Consider the following 20,393-nt stretch of genomic DNA (forward strand, 5'->3'; position numbering starts at 1 on the left):
TTCATGCTCTGGGGTTTCCTCTTGAAAAAGATAGTAATGTTGTTTATACTAGAGTGGTTATTTTGTGCGTGTTTTCAAACGTGACTATAAGCGAGATTTTGTTGGAGGGGAAAGCATAAAATGAAAGCTACTTGGGAGAAAATAGAGAAGAACCTCGGGGTTCTTGAAGTAGAAGTGGATGCGGAACGTGTATCCACCGCGCTTGACAAAGCTTTTAATAAAGTGGTTAAACAGATTAACGTTCCAGGTTTCCGTAAAGGCAAAGTGCCGCGGCCGATTTTTGAGGCACGGTTCGGTGTGGAAAGTCTGTATCAGGATGCCATCGATATCCTTCTTCCTGAAGCTTACGGTGAAGCGGTAGACCAAACCGAGATATTCCCGGTAGATCGTCCGGATGTGGAGATCGATCAATTTTCCAAAGGCGAGTCCTTTAAATTCAAAGCGAAAGTAACGGTGAAACCGGAAGCTGAGCTTGGCGAATACAAAGGCCTCGAAGTACCGGCTGTCAAGGCTGAAGTTACAGACGAAGAAGTAGCGGCTGAACTGGAGCGCCTGCAGCAGCGCCATGCCGAACTGATTGTCGTGGAAGACGAAGCGGCACAATCCGGCGATATCGCAGTGATCGATTTCGACGGCTACGTGGATGGCGTGCAATTTGAAGGTGGACAGGCTGAGCGTTACTCTCTGGAGCTGGGCACCAACACATTCATTCCTGGCTTCGAGGAGCAGGTTGTGGGCATGGGCACAGGGGATTTCAAGGACGTAGAAGTCACTTTCCCTGAAAACTACCATTCTGCCGAGCTGGCTGGTAAACAAGCGATCTTTAAAGTAAAAGTTCATGAGATCAAACGGAAGCAGCTGCCAGAGCTGGATGACGAGTTTGCCAAAGATGTGAGCGAGTTCGACACGCTTGCTGAATATAAGGAAGACCTCAAGAAGGAGCTTGAAGCCCGCAAGGAGAATGAAGTGAAAGCGGCCCGCGAGAACGCTGTAGTTGAAAAAGCAGCCGAGAACGCTACAGTTGAAATTCCGGAAGCGATGATCAGCAGCGAAGTTCAAAACATGGTCCGTGATTTTGATAATCGTCTGCGCAGCCAGGGCATGAACATGGAAATGTTCCTCAGCTTCTCCGGTCAGACCAAAGAGGATCTGGAGAACCAAATGAAGGATGACGCCGAGAAGCGTGTACGCAACAACCTTGTGCTTGAGCAGATTGGCAAAGCTGAGAACATCGAGGTTTCCGAAGAGGAAATCAACGACGAGCTGAAGGTGATGGCTGATACCTACAAGCGTTCTGTTGAGGAAATCCGCAGCATCCTTGAAAGCAACGGTTCCCTTGAAAACCTGCGCGAGGAAATTTCATTGCGCAAAACGATCAGCTTCCTCGTTGACAACAGCAAGGAAGTTGAGGCTCCTGCAGCGGAGTAATCTTTTGGCAAGCAGATCGAGCATACACTTTTGTGAATATATTATAAGGCACGCGGTTACTCATACTCGTGCCTTATTTTTTCCTTGCACTACCCATTTTCAGGGAGAATGAGTAACCAAATGGTTCGATTTGGTGTGTACTAAAAAATAGATGTATTATGTTTTTGCAACATTACATATATTATTAAAATTATCAGCATACAGAAGGCATCATCCCGCACTGTCTGAAAATTTGCACATACATAAGAAACATGTTTAAATATGATAAGGTCTGGCGGAAATGACATCGGACCCGCAACATGTTAAAATATTTTCTAGGTCTATCCGTTTCAAAACCGGTTCTTCCGTTTTAATTGGCATCAAGTAAAATTACTTTATTTACCAAAGGAAAAGAGGTTGGTCACGATGAGTCTCGTACCTATGGTTGTGGAACAAACAAGTCGGGGGGAACGTTCCTACGACATTTACTCGCGTCTGCTTAAGGATCGCATTATATTCCTCGGCGGACCGATCGATGACGATGTCGCCAATCTCGTCATTGCACAGCTTCTGTTTCTGGCTGCAGAGGATCCGGAGAAGGATATTCATTTGTACATCAATTCCCCGGGCGGTTCTGTAACTGCCGGTATGGGTATATATGATACAATGCAATTTATTAAGCCGGACGTATCGACGATTTGTGTGGGAATGGCAGCAAGTATGGGTTCACTTCTGCTTACCGCGGGTGCTCCGGGCAAGAGATATGCCCTCAGTAACAGTGAGGTTATGATTCATCAGCCGCTGGGGGGAATTCAGGGTCAGGCATCCGATATTCAGATCCATGCGGATTGGATCATCAAAACCCGTCAAAAGCTCAACCAGATTTATGTGAAAACGACGGGTCAGCCTCTTGATAAAATCGAACGCGATACTGACCGTGACTTTTTTATGGATGCGGAAGAGACAAAGGCTTACGGCATCATTGACCAAATTCTCACGAAGCCGATCAATTTGTAAAGGGGTGGCCCCATGTTTAAGTTTAATGATGAAAAAGGACAGCTGAAATGCTCATTCTGCGGTAAGTCTCAGGAGCAGGTGCGCAAGCTGGTAGCCGGTCCCGGCGTATATATATGTGACGAGTGTATTGAGCTTTGCACTGAAATTGTGGAAGAGGAACTGGGTCATGAGGAAGAATTGGACCTGAAGGATATTCCGAAACCAAAAGAAATCCGTGATATTCTTGACCAATACGTTATCGGACAGGATCAAGCCAAAAAGTCGCTTTCCGTGGCGGTTTACAACCATTATAAGCGCATCAACACCCAAAGCAAGATCGAGGATGTTGAATTGACGAAGAGTAATATTATGCTGCTTGGACCGACCGGCTCGGGTAAAACCCTGCTGGCGCAAACGATGGCCAAAATTCTTAACGTGCCGTTTGCTATTGCCGACGCTACATCCCTGACAGAAGCCGGCTATGTTGGTGAAGATGTGGAGAACATTCTCCTGAAGCTGATCCAGGCGGCCGACTATGATGTAGAGAAAGCTGAACGCGGTATTATCTACATTGATGAAATCGACAAGGTTGCACGCAAGTCCGAGAACCCTTCCATCACACGCGACGTTTCCGGAGAAGGCGTTCAGCAAGCCCTGCTCAAAATTCTCGAAGGAACGGTTGCATCCGTACCGCCGCAAGGCGGACGCAAGCATCCGCATCAGGAATTCATCCAAATTGATACAACGAACATCCTGTTCATCGTAGGCGGCGCCTTCGACGGACTGGAGCAAATGATCAAACGCCGGATCGGTAAAAAGGTCATTGGCTTCAATGCTTCCTCCGAGCAAAAGGATCTTAAGCCGGGTGAATATCTGCAGCTCGTGCTGCCTGAGGATCTGCTGAAATTCGGACTGATTCCGGAGTTTGTAGGACGCTTGCCTGTCATCTCCACACTGGAGCCGCTTGATGAGGCAACGCTGGTAAGAATCCTTTCCGAACCGAAGAACGCTTTGACCAAGCAGTATCAGAAGCTGCTTGAAATGGATAATGTCAAACTGGAATTTACGCAGGATGCGCTTCAGGAGATTGCCCGCGAGGCGATCAAACGCAACACAGGCGCCCGCGGTTTGCGTGCGATCATTGAAGGCATCATGCTGGATGTGATGTACGAGGTGCCTTCACGCAACGATGTCACCTCCTGCATCATCAATGAGCAGGTTGTGCGGGAGAAGGTTGCCCCTGAGCTACACAGCAATAACGACAAGAACAAGAAGCAAGAAGAGAGCGCCTGAGCATCGAATCTTCGCGATCTCTAATACATGAACAGCCAGCCTCCACTTCCCACTCTTCCGGTGCGGGGGTGGAGCTTTGGCATTATGGGAGAGATAAACCATGTTTTTAAGACAAGACACACGTCCTGTTAAAGTTGGGGACTTGACGATCGGCGGAAGCAACGAAGTCATCATTCAAAGCATGTGTACGACCAAGACGGCAGATGTGAAGGCCACCGTCGCGGAAATTTTGCGTCTGGAAGAGGCTGGCTGCCAGATTGTCAGAGTGACGGTCAATAACGAAGAGGCCGCGGCGGCGATCAAGGAAATCAAAAAGCAGATTCATATTCCGCTCGTTGCGGACATTCATTTCAACTATAAGCTCGCACTGCTGGCGATTGAAAATGGTATCGATAAAGTCCGCATTAATCCAGGCAACATCGGCCGGCGCGAAAAGGTCGAAGCGGTGGTTAAAGCCTGCAAGGAAAAAGGAATTCCGATCCGGATTGGTGTTAACGCCGGTTCCCTGGAGCAGCATTTGCTCGATAAATACGGTTATCCGACGCCGGATGCCATGGTGGAGAGCGCCCTTTTTCATATCGGCATCCTGGAAGAGCTGGATTTCCACGATATTATCGTATCTCTTAAAGCTTCCGATGTGCCAATGGCCATCTCGGCTTACATGAAAGCCGCTGAGATCATTAAGTATCCTCTTCATCTTGGTATTACTGAAGCAGGCACGCTGTTTAGCGGTACGGTAAAAAGCGCTGCCGGCATGGGTGCGCTTCTGTCAGCCGGTATCGGTTCGACGATGCGTATCTCCCTGAGCGCCGATCCGGTAGAGGAAGTGAAGGTTGCGCGTGAGCTGCTGAAAACATTCGGGTTGATTACGAATGCGGCCACCCTGATTTCCTGCCCGACCTGCGGACGTCTGGACATCGACCTGTTCTCCATTGCGAATGAGGTGGAGGAATATATCGCGAAGCTGAAGGTGCCTATCAAGGTTTCTGTCCTCGGCTGTGCCGTTAACGGTCCGGGAGAGGCGAAAGAAGCGGATATTGGAATTGCCGGCGCCCGTGGGGAAGGCCTGCTGTTCCGTTATGGACAGATGATCCGCAAGGTGCCGGAGGCGGACATGGTCGCCGAACTGAAAAAGGAAATTGACATTATTGTCAAAGCCTACGAAGAAACCGGGGAAATACCGGGCCGCAAGGAGCGCCATGCTCCAACCGTTTAGAATATACATTCTTCATGCGCCGGGCAGGTGATTTTTAACGTCATCGCCCGGTTTTTATATTTTTCTTCTGCCGCTTTTGTGAATTCTTTCGTCCATATCCGTTTAGCAGTCTTCGAAAAGGAAATACTGATTTCCATAGAATCCCTCCGCTATGCGGCGAAGGGAGAAACGGAGGCTTAAAACATGGATTGGACGATGATTGTGATTATTGTGCAGCTTTTTTTTGGAATTGTGATCGGGCTGTACTTTCTGAATCTGCTGCGCAGCCAGAAAACGAACCGCAGCGCCGTAGACAGGGAATCGCGCAAGGAACTGGATAAGTTAAGAAAACTGAGATCGGTAACACTGAGCAAGCCCCTGGCAGAGAAAACCCGTCCTGCATCAATAGAGGATATCGTGGGGCAAAAGGACGGATTGCGTGCGCTCAAGGCGGCGCTGTGCAGCGCCAACCCACAGCATGTTATTATTTATGGCCCTCCTGGTGTCGGCAAAACAGCGGCGGCGCGCGTAGTGCTTGAAGAAGCGAAGAAAAACCCGCTGTCCCCGTTCAAGAGTGATGCTAAGTTTACTGAAATTGATGCAACGACGGCCCGTTTTGATGAGCGGGGCATTGCCGATCCCCTGATCGGCTCTGTGCATGATCCGATTTATCAAGGAGCTGGAGCGATGGGGGTGGCAGGCATTCCGCAGCCCAAACCGGGTGCCGTTACAAAAGCCCATGGAGGCATTCTGTTTATTGATGAGATCGGCGAGCTGCATCCAACGCAAATGAACAAGCTGCTGAAAGTGCTGGAAGACCGTAAAGTATTTTTGGAAAGTGCGTACTATAATTCGGAGGATACACATACACCTGCATATATCCACGATATTTTCCAGAACGGGCTGCCGGCTGATTTCCGTATGGTGGGTGCTACGACACGCTCACCTCACGAGCTGCCGCCTGCGCTTCGTTCAAGATGTATGGAAATCTATTTTCGTTCGCTGCTTCCTGAAGAGATCGGGCGGATTGCGGAGGATGCGATCAGCAAGCTGGGCTTCGGAGACTGTCCGGAAGCGGTGCAGGCCGTACAGCGTTATGCAACAAACGGTAGAGAGGCTGTCAATATGATTCAGCTTGCAGCAGGGCTGGCTTTAACGGAGAAAAGAGACAGGTTGGAAGCAGACGAGGTGGAATGGGTTGCAAACAGCAGCCAGCTTCAGCCTCGTCCAGAGCGTAAAATTCCGAACGGCCCGCAGGTCGGTTTCGTAAATGGCTTGGCTGTATACGGGCCCAATCTGGGCATGCTGCTGGAAATTGAGGTGACCGCTGCACCATCTGCCAAAGGGCAGGGTGGCTTTAATATTACCGGGGTCGTAGAGGAAGAGGAAATCGGCGGAGGCTCCAGGACGCTCAAGCGTAAGAGTATGGCCAAAGGCTCGGTTGAAAATGTGCTGACTGTTCTGCGCGCCTGCAGGCTGCGTCCGCAGGATTATGATCTCCATATTAACTTTCCAGGGGGGACGCCTGTGGATGGCCCTTCGGCCGGGATGGCGATGGCTGTGGCAGTCGCATCGGCGATCCGCGGCATCCCGGTTGATCATGAGCTTGCAATGACGGGTGAAGTCAGCATTCACGGACGCATCAAGCCCATCGGAGGTGTTCTGGCCAAGGTGGAAGCTGCTCTGCAGGCCGGTGCCAAGCGGGTGCTCATCCCTGCCGATAACTGGCAGAACGGCTTTGATAAACTGGAGGATATTGAAGTTATCCCCGTGCAGTCCATTCATGAGGCTTTCAGACGGATCTTCGGGGAAGAATGGGAGGAAGCAGCGGAGGTTCGTATTTCTCCTGATACGTTTACGCCCGCTCAATCGCCTTATTTGCAGGCAGATGGATCCGGACAGGGAAGCACCGTGTAAAAAATGGGCTTGCGGAATAAAGCACCTTCATTGGTTTTTCCATGGAACATTTGATAAAATATGAACTATCCCTATCAGAGTAAGCTATGTAAGCGGAACCGCTATAATTATAACCGGTGCATGCAACTTGCTGAACCTGTGAACCATTTGGAGGTGCGAAAGCGATGGGACCAAGCAAAATGAAAGGCCGTCGTTTTCCATTGCTGCCTTTAAGAGGACTTCTTGTCTACCCGAGTATGGTTCTGCATCTCGATGTGGGCCGGGACAAATCGGTCAAGGCTTTGGAAAAAGCGATGGTTGAAGACAACTTGATTCTTCTGTGTTCCCAATCGGAAGTGAACATTGAGGAACCTACACAAGAGGATATATTCAGAATAGGCACGATTGCCAAGGTGCGGCAGATGCTGAAGCTGCCCAACGGTACAATACGTGTGCTCGTCGAGGGGCTCGAACGGGCAGAAATTATTCAGTATATGGACAACGAGGAATATTATGAGGTTCATGCCCGTGAACTGCCTGAGGATGAAACGCTGCATCCGGAGACAGACGCCCTGATGCGGACCGTCCTGAATCAGTTCGAGAACTATATTAATCTGTCCAAGAAGGTGACGCCGGAGACGCTTGCTGCGGTATCCGATATTGAGGAGCCAGGAAGATTGGCCGATGTCATCACCAGCCATCTCTCCCTCAAAATCAAAGACAAGCAAGAAATTCTGGAAACCGTCGATGTCCGCAAGCGCCTCGAAAAGCTGCTCGATATTCTGAACAATGAGCGCGAGGTGCTTGAGCTGGAACGCAAGATCAGCCAGCGGGTCAAAAAGCAAATGGAGAAGACCCAGAAGGAATACTACCTGCGTGAGCAAATGAAGGCGATCCAGAAGGAATTAGGCGAGAAGGAAGGACGGGCCGGAGAAGTCGAGGAGCTCCGCAGTCAGATGGAAGGTCTCGTTCTGCCGGAGAAGGTCCGGGAGAAGATTGAGAAAGAAATCGACCGCTTGGAAAAAACACCGGCAAGCTCGGCGGAGGGCGGAGTCATTCGCAACTATGTGGATTGGCTGCTCAGTCTGCCCTGGAGCAATGCGACGGATGATGACCTGGATATCGCCAAGGCCGAGGAGATACTGGACGCGGACCACTATAGTCTGGAGAAGCCGAAGGAACGGGTGCTGGAGTATTTGGCGGTGCGCAAGCTTGTGAAAACGATGAAGGGGCCTATCCTTTGCCTCGTCGGACCACCGGGTGTCGGCAAGACGTCGCTGGTCCGCTCCATTGCCAAAGCGCTCGGTCGTGAATTCGTCCGCATTTCGCTCGGCGGTGTCCGTGATGAGGCGGAAATCCGCGGGCACAGAAGAACCTATGTAGGAGCCATGCCCGGCCGGATCATTCAGGGTATGAAAACGGCAGGCACGGTCAATCCTGTCTTTCTGCTGGATGAAATTGATAAAATGGCTGCCGATTTCCGCGGGGATCCTTCCGCAGCGCTGCTGGAGGTGCTTGATCCGGAGCAGAACAATACGTTCAGCGACCATTTCGTGGAGCTGCCGTTTGACCTCTCCAATGTGATGTTTGTCACGACAGCCAATGCGATTCACAATATCCCGCGTCCGCTGCTGGATCGGATGGAAGTGCTGAATATTCCGGGTTATACGGAGCTGGAGAAGCTCCAGATTGCCGGACGCTATCTCCTGCCAAAGCAGAAGCGTGAGCATGGCCTGACAGACGAACAGATCACGGTGGAGGAAGACACGCTGCTTAAAGTCATTCGTGAATATACACGCGAATCCGGGGTGCGGAATCTGGAGCAGCAGATGGCCTCCCTGTGCCGCAAGGCGGCAAAATCGGTCGTGTCAGGCATGGAGGAGCATATCGTCATTACCCCGGATAACCTGAAGGATTACCTTGGCATTCCGCGGTTCCGCTATGGCATTGCGGAGCTGGAGGATCAGGTTGGAACCGTAACAGGACTGGCTTGGACGGAGGTTGGCGGAGAAACGCTTACGATCGAGGTTACGGTGGTGCCGGGGACGGGCAAGCTGATCCTGACCGGCAAGCTGGGTGACGTGATGAAAGAATCCGCGCAGGCGGCTTTCAGTTATACCCGGTCGAAAGCGGTCGAGCTTGGAATCAAGCCTGATTTTTATGAAAAGAACGATATTCACATTCATATCCCCGAAGGAGCGATTCCCAAGGACGGTCCTTCGGCAGGAATTACGATCGCAACGGCACTTGTATCTGCCTTGACCAACCGGCATGTGTCCAAAAGCGTTGCAATGACCGGTGAAATTACCTTGCGGGGAAGAGTGCTGCCTATCGGCGGACTCAAGGAAAAGTCACTGGCTGCACACCGTGCAGGCTACAAAAAAATACTGCTCCCCAAGGACAATGAACGCGACCTGCGGGATATTCCCGACAGCATCAAGGAAGAAGTTGAATTTGTGCCTGTAGCCCATATGGACCAGGTGCTGCGGCATGCGCTGGTGGAGCAGACCGGGTTGCAATAGAGAGGAAACCGTAAAACATGAAGGTTACAAAATCCGAATTTATTATCAGTGCTGTCCGGCCGGAGCAATATCCTGCCGACGGCCTGCCAGAGGTAGCTCTGGCAGGCCGCTCCAACGTAGGGAAATCCTCTTTGATTAACAGAATGATCAACCGCAAAAATCTGGCCAGGACGAGTTCGACGCCGGGGAAAACCCAGCAGCTTAACTACTACCTCATCAATGACGAGCTGTACTTTGTGGATTTTCCGGGCTACGGGTTTGCGAAGGTATCCAAATCATTGCGGCAGGCCTTCGGGGATATGATTGAGACCTACCTTACACGGCGTGAGCCGTTGAAGCTGGTGCTGCAAATGGTCGATCTTCGCCACCCGCCTTCCAAGGACGATCTGATGATGCATGAGTGGCTGAAGCATTACAATTTGCCTTTATGTGTCGTCGGCACTAAAGCGGACAAAATACCGCGCACCCGGAGAGATAAGCATATTAAGGTGATCAAGCAGGAACTGGGCATCGGCCCTGGTGACTTATTCATTCCGTTTTCATCCGAGGAAGGTTTGGGCAGAGAAGAATTATGGGAGGTCATTTCCCGATATACCGGGGCAGGACAAGGGCTGTATAAAGAATAAAACATTAAAGAGCGCCTGCGGGTGCTTCTTTTTTTGATGAATAACGGCGTAATGCGATTTATTCTCATTTTTGCAGTTATTTTATATTTGAACCGTAGAGAAAACTGAAGGAGGGATGGTGTATAATATTCGTGTAAAGTTGTAAGCAAGTATCACCGTATGAACCCGCCGGGTGTACGGCAGTCGACCTGAAGAGCATTCGCGCCCTGGTTGGCATGGGGAGTCGGAAAGGCTGTCAGGAAAGAATTGAGGAGATTTTTATGGCTCAGCGGTTAGCCACAGAGTATGTTAACGCCATTTTAACATTGTCGGAAGTTCAAATGGACCAATTTTTGCGTGCAGCAGAAGACCCTCTTGTTCATAGCAGGATCAAAGTGCTGGACAATGGCGGACATGAAATTGTGCTGGAGGATGCTGTGGGAGAAGAAGTTCATTTGCCTTTTGACCGGAAAAAAGGCATGTATGTCTGTGAATTGACTTGCCGCTTGGTGAATCAGCCTTTGACAAATATGATCAGAAAGCTGTTCGTGCGCTTTAAGGGCGAAGGTATCGTAAACCGGGTGTATTATGGATTCACGATGATTTATACCTATCATCAGGGTTCCGTCCGCAGGATTGTAGAAAAGACGGGCAGTGGCTGCAAACTGGTGTATGAGTATAAAAATACATTGCAGGAGCTGCAGCACAAATTTTTGACCCGGGATGTTGAACGTGAAATTATCAGGGCCTATGACGAAATCAATCGTTTATTGGATCTGCGTATCCGAACCCGGGACCATGAACGGATCAAGGAAATTGATCAGCAGCTCCGTACCCTTAGCGCTGCACTATTTACGCTTGAGGCCTAAAGGGGTTCTGCATGATGATTTACAGGCTTGTTTGGTGACGGCGGAAGCGCAAATTTTAACATGTAAACTTTTTCGAAAAACTATTGCATTTGCTCAATATAGATGTTATTTTTAATCTCGTTGAAAACGAATATAGGAACCAGGATTCACTCAGGACATTAATGTTGCGAGAGATTATTCCCTCGGGAAGTGAATGACGTAGGTCCTAGCGGATGAAATTTTTTTTAAACATTTTATTCCTAGGAAGGGGGAACCGGAAGATGGAATATTCAACTTTCGGAAGACACGTTGCTGTTGACACTTGGGGAGTCGGTTTTGAGCTGTTGAATAATGCGGAATTCCTGCAAGTGCAACTGGTGGAAGCGGCCGAGGCTTGCGGAGCAACAGTGATGTCTGTGCAATCGAAGCAGTTTGAGCCACAAGGCGCAACAGTGCTTGTACTGCTGTCGGAAAGTCATCTCTCCATTCACACGTATCCTGAGAGAGGTTTTGCGGCGATTGATTGTTATACCTGCGGTGAGACTGTGGACCCACAATTGGCCATTGATTACCTGGTATCCGTACTGAAGCCTGAGAAGACCTATGCCAAGAAACTGGTCCGCGGACTTGGGGAGCTGCAGGTCGAAACTCCGGAAATGCAGCATGCTGAATTTGTGTAACCTGAAATAGCAATATGCATATACAATAACCATGGATGAGCTCCATGGTTATTTTTTGTCGGTCGAATAAGAAAATGAAGGAATAGCAGGTATCGGGCAAGCTTACACTAATTTAGGCAGACAGGATCTTCATAAAGATTTCATATTACCCCCTCTTTGCAGCGGATTCTCTGTGATATAATTAACATAGTTTGAAGCAGGATAGGATGTTTTCATTTTAGGATTAGAAGGCAGGTGAACTTGCAATGCACATCCTCGTTGTAGGGCTAAACTATCGCACAGCGCCGGTGGAGATTCGTGAACGTTTTACATTTGCGGAGAAGGATTTGCCGGAGGCGCTGAAGCAGCTAAAGCTAACCAAGAGTGTATTGGAAGGCGTCATAGTCGCAACCTGCAATAGAACCGAAATCTATGTCGTTGTTGACCGTCTGCATGTGTGCGGATTTTATATACGGAATTTCATGGAACAGTGGTTCGGAATACCCAGGGATGACTTCACACAGTATTTATATATTTATGAAGATGAGCAGGCTGTTCGGCACTTGTTTCGGGTAGCATGCGGTCTTGATTCCATGGTGATCGGAGAGACGCAAATTCTGGGTCAGGTCAAGCAGGCGTTTCTCCAGGCCCAGGAACAGAAAGCAACCGCCACCTGGTTCAATATGCTGTTCAAGCAGGCGGTTACACTTGGCAAAAGGGCGCATTCAGAAACTTCGATCGGCGAGAACGCCGTGTCTGTGAGCTACGCCGCCGTGGAATTGGGCAAACAGATATTTGGTGATTTTACCGATAAAAAAGTGCTGATTCTCGGTGCAGGCAAAATGAGCGAGTTGACTGTAAAGCATCTGTACGCAGGTGGAGCGGCTGAGGTTATTGTTGCTAACCGGACCTTGGAAAAGGCGCAGGAGCTTGCCGCCCAATTTAACGGCACCCCGTGCACGCTGGAGCAGGCTGCCGAACGGCTGGCCGATGTAGATATCGTGATCAGCTCCACGGGAGCGAAGGGCTATGTGCTGAACAGCCAAACGGTGCGCGGACAGATGAAGCGCCGCCAGTCACGGCCGCTCTTTATGATCGATATTGCCGTGCCAAGGGATATTGATCCGGCCGTCGGCGAAGTGGACAACGTGTTTCTGTATGATATCGACGACCTGGAGGGGATTGTCGAAAGCAATCTGGCAATGCGCCGTGCGGAAGCAGCCAAAATTGAAGTCATGATGGAGTCGGAGATGGAGCAGTTCTATCAATGGCTGAAAACACTGGGAGTCCGTCCGGTGATTCGCGCGTTGCAGGAGAAGGCTTCTTCCATTCATGAAGAGACACTGAACAGCCTGTTCAACAGGCTGCCTGATCTAGACGAGCATCAACGGAAGGTGATCAGCAAGCTGACTAAAAGCATGCTGAACCAAATGGTGCATGATCCGATTAATCGGATCAAGGAAATGGCCGTAGAAAAACAGGGCAATGACGCTTTGGAGATATTTGCGGAAATCTTCGCCCTGGAGGATCGGCTGGAGGAAGCGGCCCAGAAAGTGGAGCAGAGCCATGAACAAGCTTTGCGCAAGCCTGAAGCTGCCGCAAAAAGAGGCTCCAAATCATCCGATTCCATACCGGTGTCTTATGCGCCGGTCGGTCTGTGAGGCAGGTGATCGGCTGTGTTGCCGGGCAGCGGTGTCTATGACGCCTTGATCTATACTTACGCCCTGAGCCTACTGTTCGTATTCTCGGATTGCATTCGGCGCAATACGAGTGCCAAACGGATAGGCACAGGGCTTCTTGTCGTCGTGCTGGTCTTTCAGCTCGTATTTATGGGAATCAGAACCTGGGTGGAGGGTCATCTTCCTTTTCTGATCACCTATGATTTTTTGTTTTTGTTCACCTTTATCCTTGTCATCATATCCTTGATTATGAGCAGGTATCAGCGTCTGGAATTTACGGTCTTCCTGCTGAATCTGATCGGCTTCAGCGTCATCGTGCTGAACAAGCTGTGGTTTCAGCCGGTCGACAATCCGCTGGCCAACTGGCAAACGGTGCATGGATTGCTGATTCTGCATATTGCACTGGCAAATTTGGGGTTTGCGGCTTTGACGGTTGCCGCGGTCTTTTCCGTGATGTATCTGTTTCTCCATCATAGATTGAAAGCCAAAAAATGGACTGAAACGACACGCAGGCTGCCAAGCCTGCAGGTGCTGGACCGCTATACGCATACGGCGATGCTTATCGGTGCGCCGCTGCTCGCTGTTTCCGTGCTTATTGCCGCGATATCGATTATCGCCGAGGGAAGATGGGGGCTGCTGCTTGATTTGAAGGTGCTGGCCACAGCCGCGTCCATGTGTGTATATGTCATCTATCTGATCAGCAAGCGTTCTAACCAGCATTCCGGCCTGGTTATGGCCCGGTGGGCGCTTGTGGGCTATGCTTTTCTGATTATGAATTTCCTTGCGAATTCGTGGTCTGCATTTCATCAATGGACAGGGGAGTGAGAGGGCATGGGCAGGCATTTGGTCCCTGTTATGCTGCGATGCGAGGGGAAAAGCTGCTGTATAATAGGTGGAGGTCCGGTTGCAGAGCGAAAGGCAAAGGGGCTGCTGGGTAGCGGCGCGACGCTTACGGTCATCAGCCCCTTCATAACTCGTGGCCTGCAGGCCATGCTGGAAAATAATCAGCTCCGCTGGATCAAACGCCCTTATCACGAGGGGGATATCCAGGGAGCGTTTCTTGTATATGCGGCTACGGATGATCCGAAAGTGAATGATGATGTGATGCGCGAAGCACGTCGTAGGAGTATACTGGTGAATGTGGCAGATCATTCGGAAAAAGGGGACTTCATTACGCCTGGCGTGGTAAGGCGGGGCAGACTCGTTTTGAGCGTTTCAACCTCGGGGGCTGGCCCTTCTGTATCCACAGCGATAACTTCGAAGCTTGAAGAGACGTTTGGCTTAGAATATGAGGCCTATTTGGATTTTATGTATGAGATGAGAACCCGTATCAAAGGCAGGGTGCCTGATCCGGCTGTCCGGGCCCGTCTGCTCGGAAGGCTGGCACACAGCGGTGTATTGGAACAGATCCGGTGCGGCCGTTTCGCGGAGTGGACGAAGCCTGAGATGGACAGATGGATTGCCGAGAACCAGGAGGAGTAGACATGCGAACGATAGTGGTAGGGAGCAGACAAAGCGCGCTTGCGCTTACACAGACCGGTTATGTTATAGATGACTTGAAGGCGCTTTGTGTCAGACATGGGATCGATATGGACTTTGAAATCCGCAAAATTGTAACGAAAGGCGACCGGATTCTTGACGTAACCCTGTCCAAGGTGGGCGGCAAGGGGCTGTTTGTGAAAGAAATCGAACAGGCGATGCTGGACCACGAAATTGATATGGCGGTGCACAGTATGAAGGATATGCCTTCCGAGCTCCCGGAAGGGTTAGTAAACGGTGCTGTGCCAAGGAGAGTCGATCACCGCGATTGCCTTGTATCGAGGTCTGGGAAGGGGCTCATGGATCTCCCGCATGGCGCGAAGGTCGGCACAAGCAGCCTGCGCCGTTCCAGCCAGCTCCAGTCGCTTCGCCCTGATCTGGTTCTGGAGCCGCTGCGCGGCAACATCGACTCCAGGCTGCGCAAGCTGGAGACGGAAGGCTTTGACGCGATCATTCTGGCTGCAGCCGGACTTCACCGGATGGGCTGGCAGGACCGCATTACGGAATACATACCGGAGGATGTCTGCTTGCCTGCGGTTGGGCAGGGGGCGCTCGGAATTGAATGCCGCGGGGATGACAAGGAATTGCTGGAGCTGCTTTCTTTATATAATGACGAAGCTACTGCAGCGACGGTGGCAGCGGAACGGCGGTTTCTGGGCGAATTGAACGGAGGCTGTCAGGTTCCCATTGGTGCCCATGCCATGCTGGAGGAATCCGGGGTCATTCGGCTGACCGGGATGGTAGGCACTCCGGATGGAGCGGTTATTCTTAAAGATACGCTTGCAGGAAAGGATCCGCTGCAGTTGGGAGAGCGGGTTGCGGCAAGCCTGAAAGCCAAGGGCGCAGAACAGATTCTGTCAGAAGTAAGGGGATGACGTGATGGCGGGTAAGGTTTATTTAGTGGGGGCAGGACCCGGCGATGCGCGGTTGATTACAGTGAAGGGCTGGCAGTGCATGCAGAAGGGGGACGTTGTCGTCTATGACCGTCTCGCGAGCCCGCGGCTGCTGGGATTGATGAAGCCTGGGGCAGAGAAGATTTATGTCGGCAAGCTTCCGGACCGCCATACGATGAAGCAGGAGGATATTAACCGCCTGCTGGTGGATTTGGCGCTGGAGGGAAAAACGGTCATCCGTCTTAAGGGTGGCGATCCTACCATTTTCGGCAGGGTCGGCGAGGAAGCGGAGCTGCTGAGACAGCATGGAATTCCTTATGAAATCGTACCAGGCATCACTTCTGCCATCAGTGTGCCGGCTTATGCCGGTATCCCGGTTACCCATCGGGACATAGCCTCATCGCTTTCGATTATTACCGGGCATGAAAGTCCCGACAAGCTGGACCGGAGCATTCATTGGGACAAGGTGACGAATGCGACCGGTACGCTCATTTTCCTGATGGGGGTCGCGAAGATTGGGTATATCAGCGAACAGCTGATCAGACACGGCCGCTCTCCGGAAACGCCGATAGCGCTCATCCGCTGGGGGACGCGCGCCGAGCAGGAGACGCTGGTGGGCACGCTGGCGGATATTGAAGCCAGAGTGAAGGAAGCGGGCTTTAAGCCCCCGGCGGTGATTGTGGTCGGGGAAGTGGTCCGCCAGCGTGAGCAGCTGAAGTGGGCGGAAGACATGCCCCTGTTCGGCAAACGCATCCTCGTCACCCGGGCCCGCAGCCAGGCGAGCTCTTTGGTTCAGTGTATCGAAGATCTGGGCGGAGAGCCGTATGAATTTCCTGTGCTGGAGACCCGCCTGCCACAAGGGGAAGAACAGTACGGGCAAATACGTGAGGCATTGACCCGGCTGCATGAGTATGACTGGGTTTTCTTTACCAGCGTAAACGGGGTGGATTATTTCTTCCAGCATCTGGAGCGGGAAGGGAAGGATATACGTTCTTTGCATAAGGCGCGTATTGCAGCTGTCGGACCTGCTACCTGTACGGCGCTGCGCAGCCGCGGCGTGGCGGCTGAACAGCTGACAGGCAACTTTCAGGCTGAGGGAATAATAGAGATGTACGGGCGGGAAATGCAGGCAGGCCAAAAGGTGTTATTGCCGCGTGGCAATCTGGCGCGCGCCTGGCTTCCTGACCAACTGCGTGAGCTGGGGCTGGAGGTAACGGAAGCCAGCCTGTATGAAACCGTGCCGGCCGATGTGCGGGACGATGAACTGATCTCCCTGCTGGAGCAGGGAGCGGTGCATGCCATTACGTTTACCAGTTCCTCGACCGTCACCTATTTTATAAGAGCTCTGCGGCAGATGGGCATCGAAAATCCGCCTGATTTGCTAAAAGACATCATGATTGCTGTCATCGGTCCTGTCACCGGAAAGACGGCGGAAGAAGAGGGACTGAAGGTAGGACTCATGGCGGAGGAAGCAACGATAGACAGCCTGGTTAACGCGCTGTGCGTCTGGAATAAACGGACGGAATAAGCAGCGGAGCAAGAAAATATCGCTTTCAAAACCGCCTTTGGCCGATATCAAATTGTTGGGAGTGTATACGCATGAATTTATCTTTTACAAGGCATCGCCGCCTTCGCCAATCCGCAGCCATCCGCAGCATGGTGCGTGAAACGGTTCTGACCCCGGCTGATTTCATTCAGCCGATTTACGTCACCTATGGCAAGGGAGTCAAGCATGAAATCAAATCCATGCCCGGCGTGTACCGATTTTCGCTGGATATGCTCGAAGAGGAACTGCAGGAGATCGTCTCGCTGAACATTCCGGCTGTTCTCCTGTTTGGCATTCCTGAGACGAAGGACAGCGTGGGATCGTCCGCCTATGCGGAGAACGGCATCGTACAGGAAGCGATCCGGCTCATTAAGTCGCGTTGCCCGGACCTGCTGGTTATTGCGGACACCTGTCTGTGCGAGTTCACGGACCACGGCCACTGTGGCATGGTGCATACCTTCGAACGGGACGGAGAACTGTGCGGAGATGTATTAAACGACGAATCATTGGAGCTGCATGTGCAGACAGCAGTATCCCAGGCGCGGGCAGGTGCGGATATTATCGCTCCTTCCAATATGATGGACGGCTTTGTGCAGGCAATCCGCGGCGGACTGGATGAAGCAGGCTTTAGTCACATTCCGATTATGTCTTATTCCGTAAAATATGCGTCCGCCTTTTACGGGCCTTTCCGTGAAGCGGCTGATTCCGCTCCGCAGTTTGGAGACCGGAAGACTTACCAGATGGACCCTGCCAACGCTCGCGAGGCGCTGCGTGAAGCGGAATCGGATGTGCTGGAAGGTGCGGACATGCTGATGGTCAAGCCGTCACTCTCTTACCTTGATGTGATGCGTACCCTCAAGGACCAGTTCGATCTTCCGCTTGTCGCTTACAATGTCAGCGGCGAATATGCGATGGTCAAGGCGGCCGCCCTTAACGGGTGGATCGACGAAAAGACGATGGTTCTGGAAATTTTGACAAGCATGAAGCGCGCGGGCGCGGACATGATTATTACGTATTCGGCCAAGGATGCGGCAAAGTGGCTGCTGGAAGGAGGACGATAAGATGAGTTGGGAAGCTAAGGTCCGGACGGATGAGCGGTCGCACGCGGCTTTTGAAGAAGCGAAGCAGTATATTCCCGGTGGCGTGAACAGTCCTGTTCGTGCTTTCAAATCTGTCGGGATTACACCGATTTATATTGATCGTGGAGAGGGCTCCCGTGTATATGACATTGACGGTAACTCCTTTATCGATTATGTCGGTTCATGGGGACCGCTCATTATGGGGCATGCGCATCCTGACGTAATCAGCGCTCTGCAGGAGGTTGTCGTAAAAGGGACAAGCTTTGGAGCTCCAACGCTGATCGAGACGGAAATGGCGAAGCTTGTCTGCGCGCGCGTTCCTTCCATCGACATTGTGCGCATGGTGAATTCGGGGACGGAAGCAACCATGAGCGCCATTCGCCTTGCACGCGGGTATACGGGACGCAGCAAAATATTGAAATTCGAAGGCTCCTATCACGGTCATGCCGACAGCTTGCTGATCAAGGCCGGCTCGGGCGTAGCCACACTTGGGCTTCCGGACAGTCCCGGCGTGCCGGAGGGGGTTGCAAGCAATACGATTACTGTTCCGTACAACGATCTGGAGTCCGTTCAGCTTGCATTCGAGAAATTCGGCGAGGAAATCGCTGCAGTCATCGTGGAGCCCGTCGCCGGCAATATGGGCGTCGTTCCGCCGCAGCCCGGCTTCCTGGAAGGGCTCCGTAAAGTAACGGAGGAGCACGGCAGCTTGCTGATCTTTGATGAGGTGATGACCGGCTTCCGTGTAGATCTTCATTCGGCACAGGGGCGTTTCGGCGTGACACCGGATCTGACCTGCCTCGGCAAAGTGATCGGAGGAGGACTTCCTGTCGGAGCGTATGGAGGACGCAGGGACATCATGGAGCAGATGGCTCCTACCGGCCCGGTGTATCAGGCGGGCACGCTCAGCGGGAATCCGCTGGCTATGACAGCCGGTTACACAACGCTTAAGCTGCTGACACCGGAGGTTTATGACCGGCTTGAACAGTTGGCAGCGAGATTGCAGGCCGGTTTTGAACGCAATGCCGAAGAAACGGGAATCCCTGTTACGATTAACAGGGTCGGTTCGATGGTATGCCCGTTCTTCACGGACCGTCAGGTCGTGAATTATGATACGGCCAAGACCAGCAATATTGACCATTTCCGCCGTTATTTCGCAGGCATGGTCAATCATGGGGTCAGTGTGGCGCCATCGCAGTATGAAGGCATGTTTGTTTCGGGTGTGCACACCAATGAAGATATTGATGCGACAATCGAAGCAAATTATTATGCATTAAAGCAGCTATGAGCTGGCGTGGTGGCTGGACCAGGAGAGGCATCTGGCTTGAGGTTGCTCCAGGTAAAGAAGTGACGGGCAGCGGGCAGAAGGAAGAGGCCGTCGACCGGTGGCTTCTGGAGGTGATCGGCCTGCCGGAGAAGCTCTGGCAAAGAATGCGGCATGAAAAGCAAATCCGGCTGGCCGGGGACCGGCTAAGGCTCGCTCTTTTTCCGGCAAGGGAGCTTGGCATCGAACCAAGGTGGCATGAGCTTACCGTCTTGTACGAGGATGATTTTTGTCTTGTGGTGCACAAACCGGCTGGCATGGCCGTTCACCCTGATTCATCCAGCTCCAGTGGGCCCCTTACACTGAATCATGCCGTGGCGGCCTATTATGAGATGAACGGCATCGAAGCGGCGGTCAGGCATGTGCACCGTTTGGACAATGACACGACAGGTCCTGTATTATATGCCAAAAATGATTTTGCCCTGCTTAAGCTGGACGAGCAGATGAGAGACAAGCAGATCGGGCGCCGTTATGCTGCGCTTGTGGCTGGCAGGGTGTCCCCGGGATTGCGTACCATTGATCTGCCGATCGGAAAGGACCGGCATGACAAGCAGCGAAGGCGTGTATCACCTTCCGGCCAGACGGCCGTAACTCATGTTGAGGTTGGAGAGCATCTGGGGACAGCGAGTCTTGTGTATTTAACGCTTGAAACCGGACGCACACACCAAATTCGTGTGCATCTCAGCCACGCAGGGCACCCTCTGCTTGGGGATGTGCTGTACGGAGGCCGCAGAAGCGACTTTGTCAGACAAGCGCTGCATGGGGAGTCGTTGTCTTTCAGGCATCCCCTGACAAATGAAAGGATTCAGGTCGCCAACCCGTGGCCGGGCGATTTCCAGGCGCTGTATGACTGGCTGAAAAATAAATAACCGCGCTGCATTTAAAGAGAGCATACTTTCTTTGCCCAGTGCCGAA

Annotated in this window: 18 protein-coding genes; 17 read left to right on the plus strand and 1 reads right to left on the minus strand. The window is 51.8% G+C overall.

Translation table 11 applies throughout. The annotated features are described in order from the left end of the window. The first annotated feature begins 120 nt into the window (after positions 1-120). From tig to ispG, 4 genes are all read left to right on the plus strand, one after another. Positions 121-1,428: a trigger factor gene (tig, locus tag ACE41H_RS10795; protein WP_375355233.1), complete on the plus strand. Its 1,308-nt coding sequence runs from the start codon at positions 121-123 to the stop codon at positions 1,426-1,428. 405 nt (positions 1,429-1,833) lie between these two features. After that, positions 1,834-2,424 carry an ATP-dependent Clp endopeptidase proteolytic subunit ClpP gene (gene clpP / locus ACE41H_RS10800; protein WP_375355234.1) on the plus strand — a complete coding sequence of 197 codons (591 nt, stop codon included), beginning with the start codon at positions 1,834-1,836 and terminating at the stop codon, positions 2,422-2,424. Between the two features lie 12 nt (positions 2,425-2,436). After that, positions 2,437-3,696, plus strand: coding sequence for an ATP-dependent protease ATP-binding subunit ClpX (clpX, locus tag ACE41H_RS10805; RefSeq protein WP_375355236.1), 1,260 nt, complete (start codon positions 2,437-2,439; stop codon positions 3,694-3,696). Between the two features lie 100 nt (positions 3,697-3,796). Next, positions 3,797-4,912, plus strand: a complete 1,116-nt coding sequence (ispG, locus tag ACE41H_RS10810; RefSeq protein ID WP_375355237.1) for a flavodoxin-dependent (E)-4-hydroxy-3-methylbut-2-enyl-diphosphate synthase — start codon at positions 3,797-3,799, stop codon at positions 4,910-4,912. Here ispG and ACE41H_RS10815 read toward each other — a convergent pair. Continuing rightward, positions 4,909-5,049, minus strand: coding sequence for a hypothetical protein (locus ACE41H_RS10815; protein ID WP_375355238.1), 141 nt, complete (start codon positions 5,047-5,049; stop codon positions 4,909-4,911). The two genes, ispG and ACE41H_RS10815, sit on opposite strands and share 4 nt — an antisense overlap. A gap of 46 nt (positions 5,050-5,095) precedes the next feature. Between ACE41H_RS10815 and lonB the strand changes: the two genes are divergently transcribed. From lonB to ACE41H_RS10880, 13 genes are all read left to right on the plus strand, one after another. After that, complete coding sequence (gene lonB / locus ACE41H_RS10820; protein ID WP_375355239.1) at positions 5,096-6,808, plus strand: ATP-dependent protease LonB; 1,713 nt, start codon at positions 5,096-5,098, stop codon at positions 6,806-6,808. Between the two features lie 164 nt (positions 6,809-6,972). Then, positions 6,973-9,309: an endopeptidase La gene (gene lon, locus ACE41H_RS10825; RefSeq protein WP_375355240.1), complete on the plus strand. Its 2,337-nt coding sequence runs from the start codon at positions 6,973-6,975 to the stop codon at positions 9,307-9,309. 17 nt (positions 9,310-9,326) lie between these two features. Further along, a complete protein-coding gene (yihA, locus tag ACE41H_RS10830) occupies positions 9,327-9,935 on the plus strand; it encodes a ribosome biogenesis GTP-binding protein YihA/YsxC (RefSeq protein WP_375355241.1) in 609 nt (202 codons plus the stop codon). A 260-nt stretch (positions 9,936-10,195) separates the two neighbouring features. Next, on the plus strand, positions 10,196-10,783 hold the full coding sequence (locus ACE41H_RS10835) for a non-ribosomal peptide synthetase module (protein WP_375355243.1): 588 nt from the start codon (positions 10,196-10,198) through the stop codon (positions 10,781-10,783). Between the two features lie 260 nt (positions 10,784-11,043). Beyond that, entirely contained in the window at positions 11,044-11,442 is a 399-nt protein-coding gene (gene speD / locus ACE41H_RS10840) for an adenosylmethionine decarboxylase (protein WP_375355244.1), read from the plus strand. 245 nt (positions 11,443-11,687) lie between these two features. Further along, a complete protein-coding gene (gene hemA / locus ACE41H_RS10845; protein ID WP_375355245.1) occupies positions 11,688-13,082 on the plus strand; it encodes a glutamyl-tRNA reductase in 1,395 nt (464 codons plus the stop codon). A 15-nt stretch (positions 13,083-13,097) separates the two neighbouring features. After that, on the plus strand, positions 13,098-13,925 hold the full coding sequence (ccsA, locus tag ACE41H_RS10850; protein WP_375355246.1) for a cytochrome c biogenesis protein CcsA: 828 nt from the start codon (positions 13,098-13,100) through the stop codon (positions 13,923-13,925). Between the two features lie 6 nt (positions 13,926-13,931). Beyond that, on the plus strand, positions 13,932-14,582 hold the full coding sequence (locus ACE41H_RS10855) for a precorrin-2 dehydrogenase/sirohydrochlorin ferrochelatase family protein (RefSeq protein WP_375355247.1): 651 nt from the start codon (positions 13,932-13,934) through the stop codon (positions 14,580-14,582). A gap of 2 nt (positions 14,583-14,584) precedes the next feature. Continuing rightward, complete coding sequence (hemC, locus tag ACE41H_RS10860) at positions 14,585-15,514, plus strand: hydroxymethylbilane synthase (protein WP_375355248.1); 930 nt, start codon at positions 14,585-14,587, stop codon at positions 15,512-15,514. Between the two features lie 4 nt (positions 15,515-15,518). Then, positions 15,519-17,060, plus strand: a complete 1,542-nt coding sequence (gene cobA, locus ACE41H_RS10865) for a uroporphyrinogen-III C-methyltransferase (RefSeq protein WP_375355250.1) — start codon at positions 15,519-15,521, stop codon at positions 17,058-17,060. Positions 17,061-17,131: 71 nt separating this feature from the next. Continuing rightward, positions 17,132-18,139, plus strand: a complete 1,008-nt coding sequence (hemB, locus tag ACE41H_RS10870) for a porphobilinogen synthase (protein ID WP_375355251.1) — start codon at positions 17,132-17,134, stop codon at positions 18,137-18,139. Between the two features lies 1 nt (position 18,140). Then, complete coding sequence (gene hemL / locus ACE41H_RS10875; protein ID WP_375355252.1) at positions 18,141-19,442, plus strand: glutamate-1-semialdehyde 2,1-aminomutase; 1,302 nt, start codon at positions 18,141-18,143, stop codon at positions 19,440-19,442. Then, entirely contained in the window at positions 19,439-20,347 is a 909-nt protein-coding gene (locus ACE41H_RS10880; RefSeq protein WP_375355253.1) for an RluA family pseudouridine synthase, read from the plus strand. Before hemL ends, ACE41H_RS10880 begins: the two co-directional genes overlap by 4 nt. Positions 20,348-20,393 lie beyond the last annotated feature (46 nt).

The sequence above is a fragment of the Paenibacillus enshidis genome (assembly GCF_042136365.1).
Classification (GTDB): Bacteria; Bacillota; Bacilli; order Paenibacillales; family Paenibacillaceae; genus Paenibacillus; species Paenibacillus enshidis.

Excerpts from the sequence above, each read along its gene's own strand:
- hemB (WP_375355251.1), top strand. The coding sequence starts at position 17,132 with ATGAATTTATCTTTTACAAGGCATCGCCGCCTTCGCCAATCCGCAGCC.
- lonB (WP_375355239.1), top strand. The coding sequence starts at position 5,096 with ATGGATTGGACGATGATTGTGATTATTGTGCAGCTTTTTTTTGGAATT.
- ACE41H_RS10855 (WP_375355247.1), top strand. The coding sequence starts at position 13,932 with ATGGGCAGGCATTTGGTCCCTGTTATGCTGCGATGCGAGGGGAAAAGC.
- hemA (WP_375355245.1), top strand. The coding sequence starts at position 11,688 with ATGCACATCCTCGTTGTAGGGCTAAACTATCGCACAGCGCCGGTGGAG.
- hemL (WP_375355252.1), top strand. The coding sequence starts at position 18,141 with ATGAGTTGGGAAGCTAAGGTCCGGACGGATGAGCGGTCGCACGCGGCT.
- lon (WP_375355240.1), top strand. The coding sequence starts at position 6,973 with ATGGGACCAAGCAAAATGAAAGGCCGTCGTTTTCCATTGCTGCCTTTA.
- ACE41H_RS10815 (WP_375355238.1), bottom strand. The coding sequence starts at position 5,049 with ATGGAAATCAGTATTTCCTTTTCGAAGACTGCTAAACGGATATGGACG.
- tig (WP_375355233.1), top strand. The coding sequence starts at position 121 with ATGAAAGCTACTTGGGAGAAAATAGAGAAGAACCTCGGGGTTCTTGAA.
- clpX (WP_375355236.1), top strand. The coding sequence starts at position 2,437 with ATGTTTAAGTTTAATGATGAAAAAGGACAGCTGAAATGCTCATTCTGC.
- ispG (WP_375355237.1), top strand. The coding sequence starts at position 3,797 with ATGTTTTTAAGACAAGACACACGTCCTGTTAAAGTTGGGGACTTGACG.
- cobA (WP_375355250.1), top strand. The coding sequence starts at position 15,519 with ATGGCGGGTAAGGTTTATTTAGTGGGGGCAGGACCCGGCGATGCGCGG.
- ACE41H_RS10880 (WP_375355253.1), top strand. The coding sequence starts at position 19,439 with ATGAGCTGGCGTGGTGGCTGGACCAGGAGAGGCATCTGGCTTGAGGTT.
- speD (WP_375355244.1), top strand. The coding sequence starts at position 11,044 with ATGGAATATTCAACTTTCGGAAGACACGTTGCTGTTGACACTTGGGGA.
- ACE41H_RS10835 (WP_375355243.1), top strand. The coding sequence starts at position 10,196 with ATGGCTCAGCGGTTAGCCACAGAGTATGTTAACGCCATTTTAACATTG.
- clpP (WP_375355234.1), top strand. The coding sequence starts at position 1,834 with ATGAGTCTCGTACCTATGGTTGTGGAACAAACAAGTCGGGGGGAACGT.
- hemC (WP_375355248.1), top strand. The coding sequence starts at position 14,585 with ATGCGAACGATAGTGGTAGGGAGCAGACAAAGCGCGCTTGCGCTTACA.
- yihA (WP_375355241.1), top strand. The coding sequence starts at position 9,327 with ATGAAGGTTACAAAATCCGAATTTATTATCAGTGCTGTCCGGCCGGAG.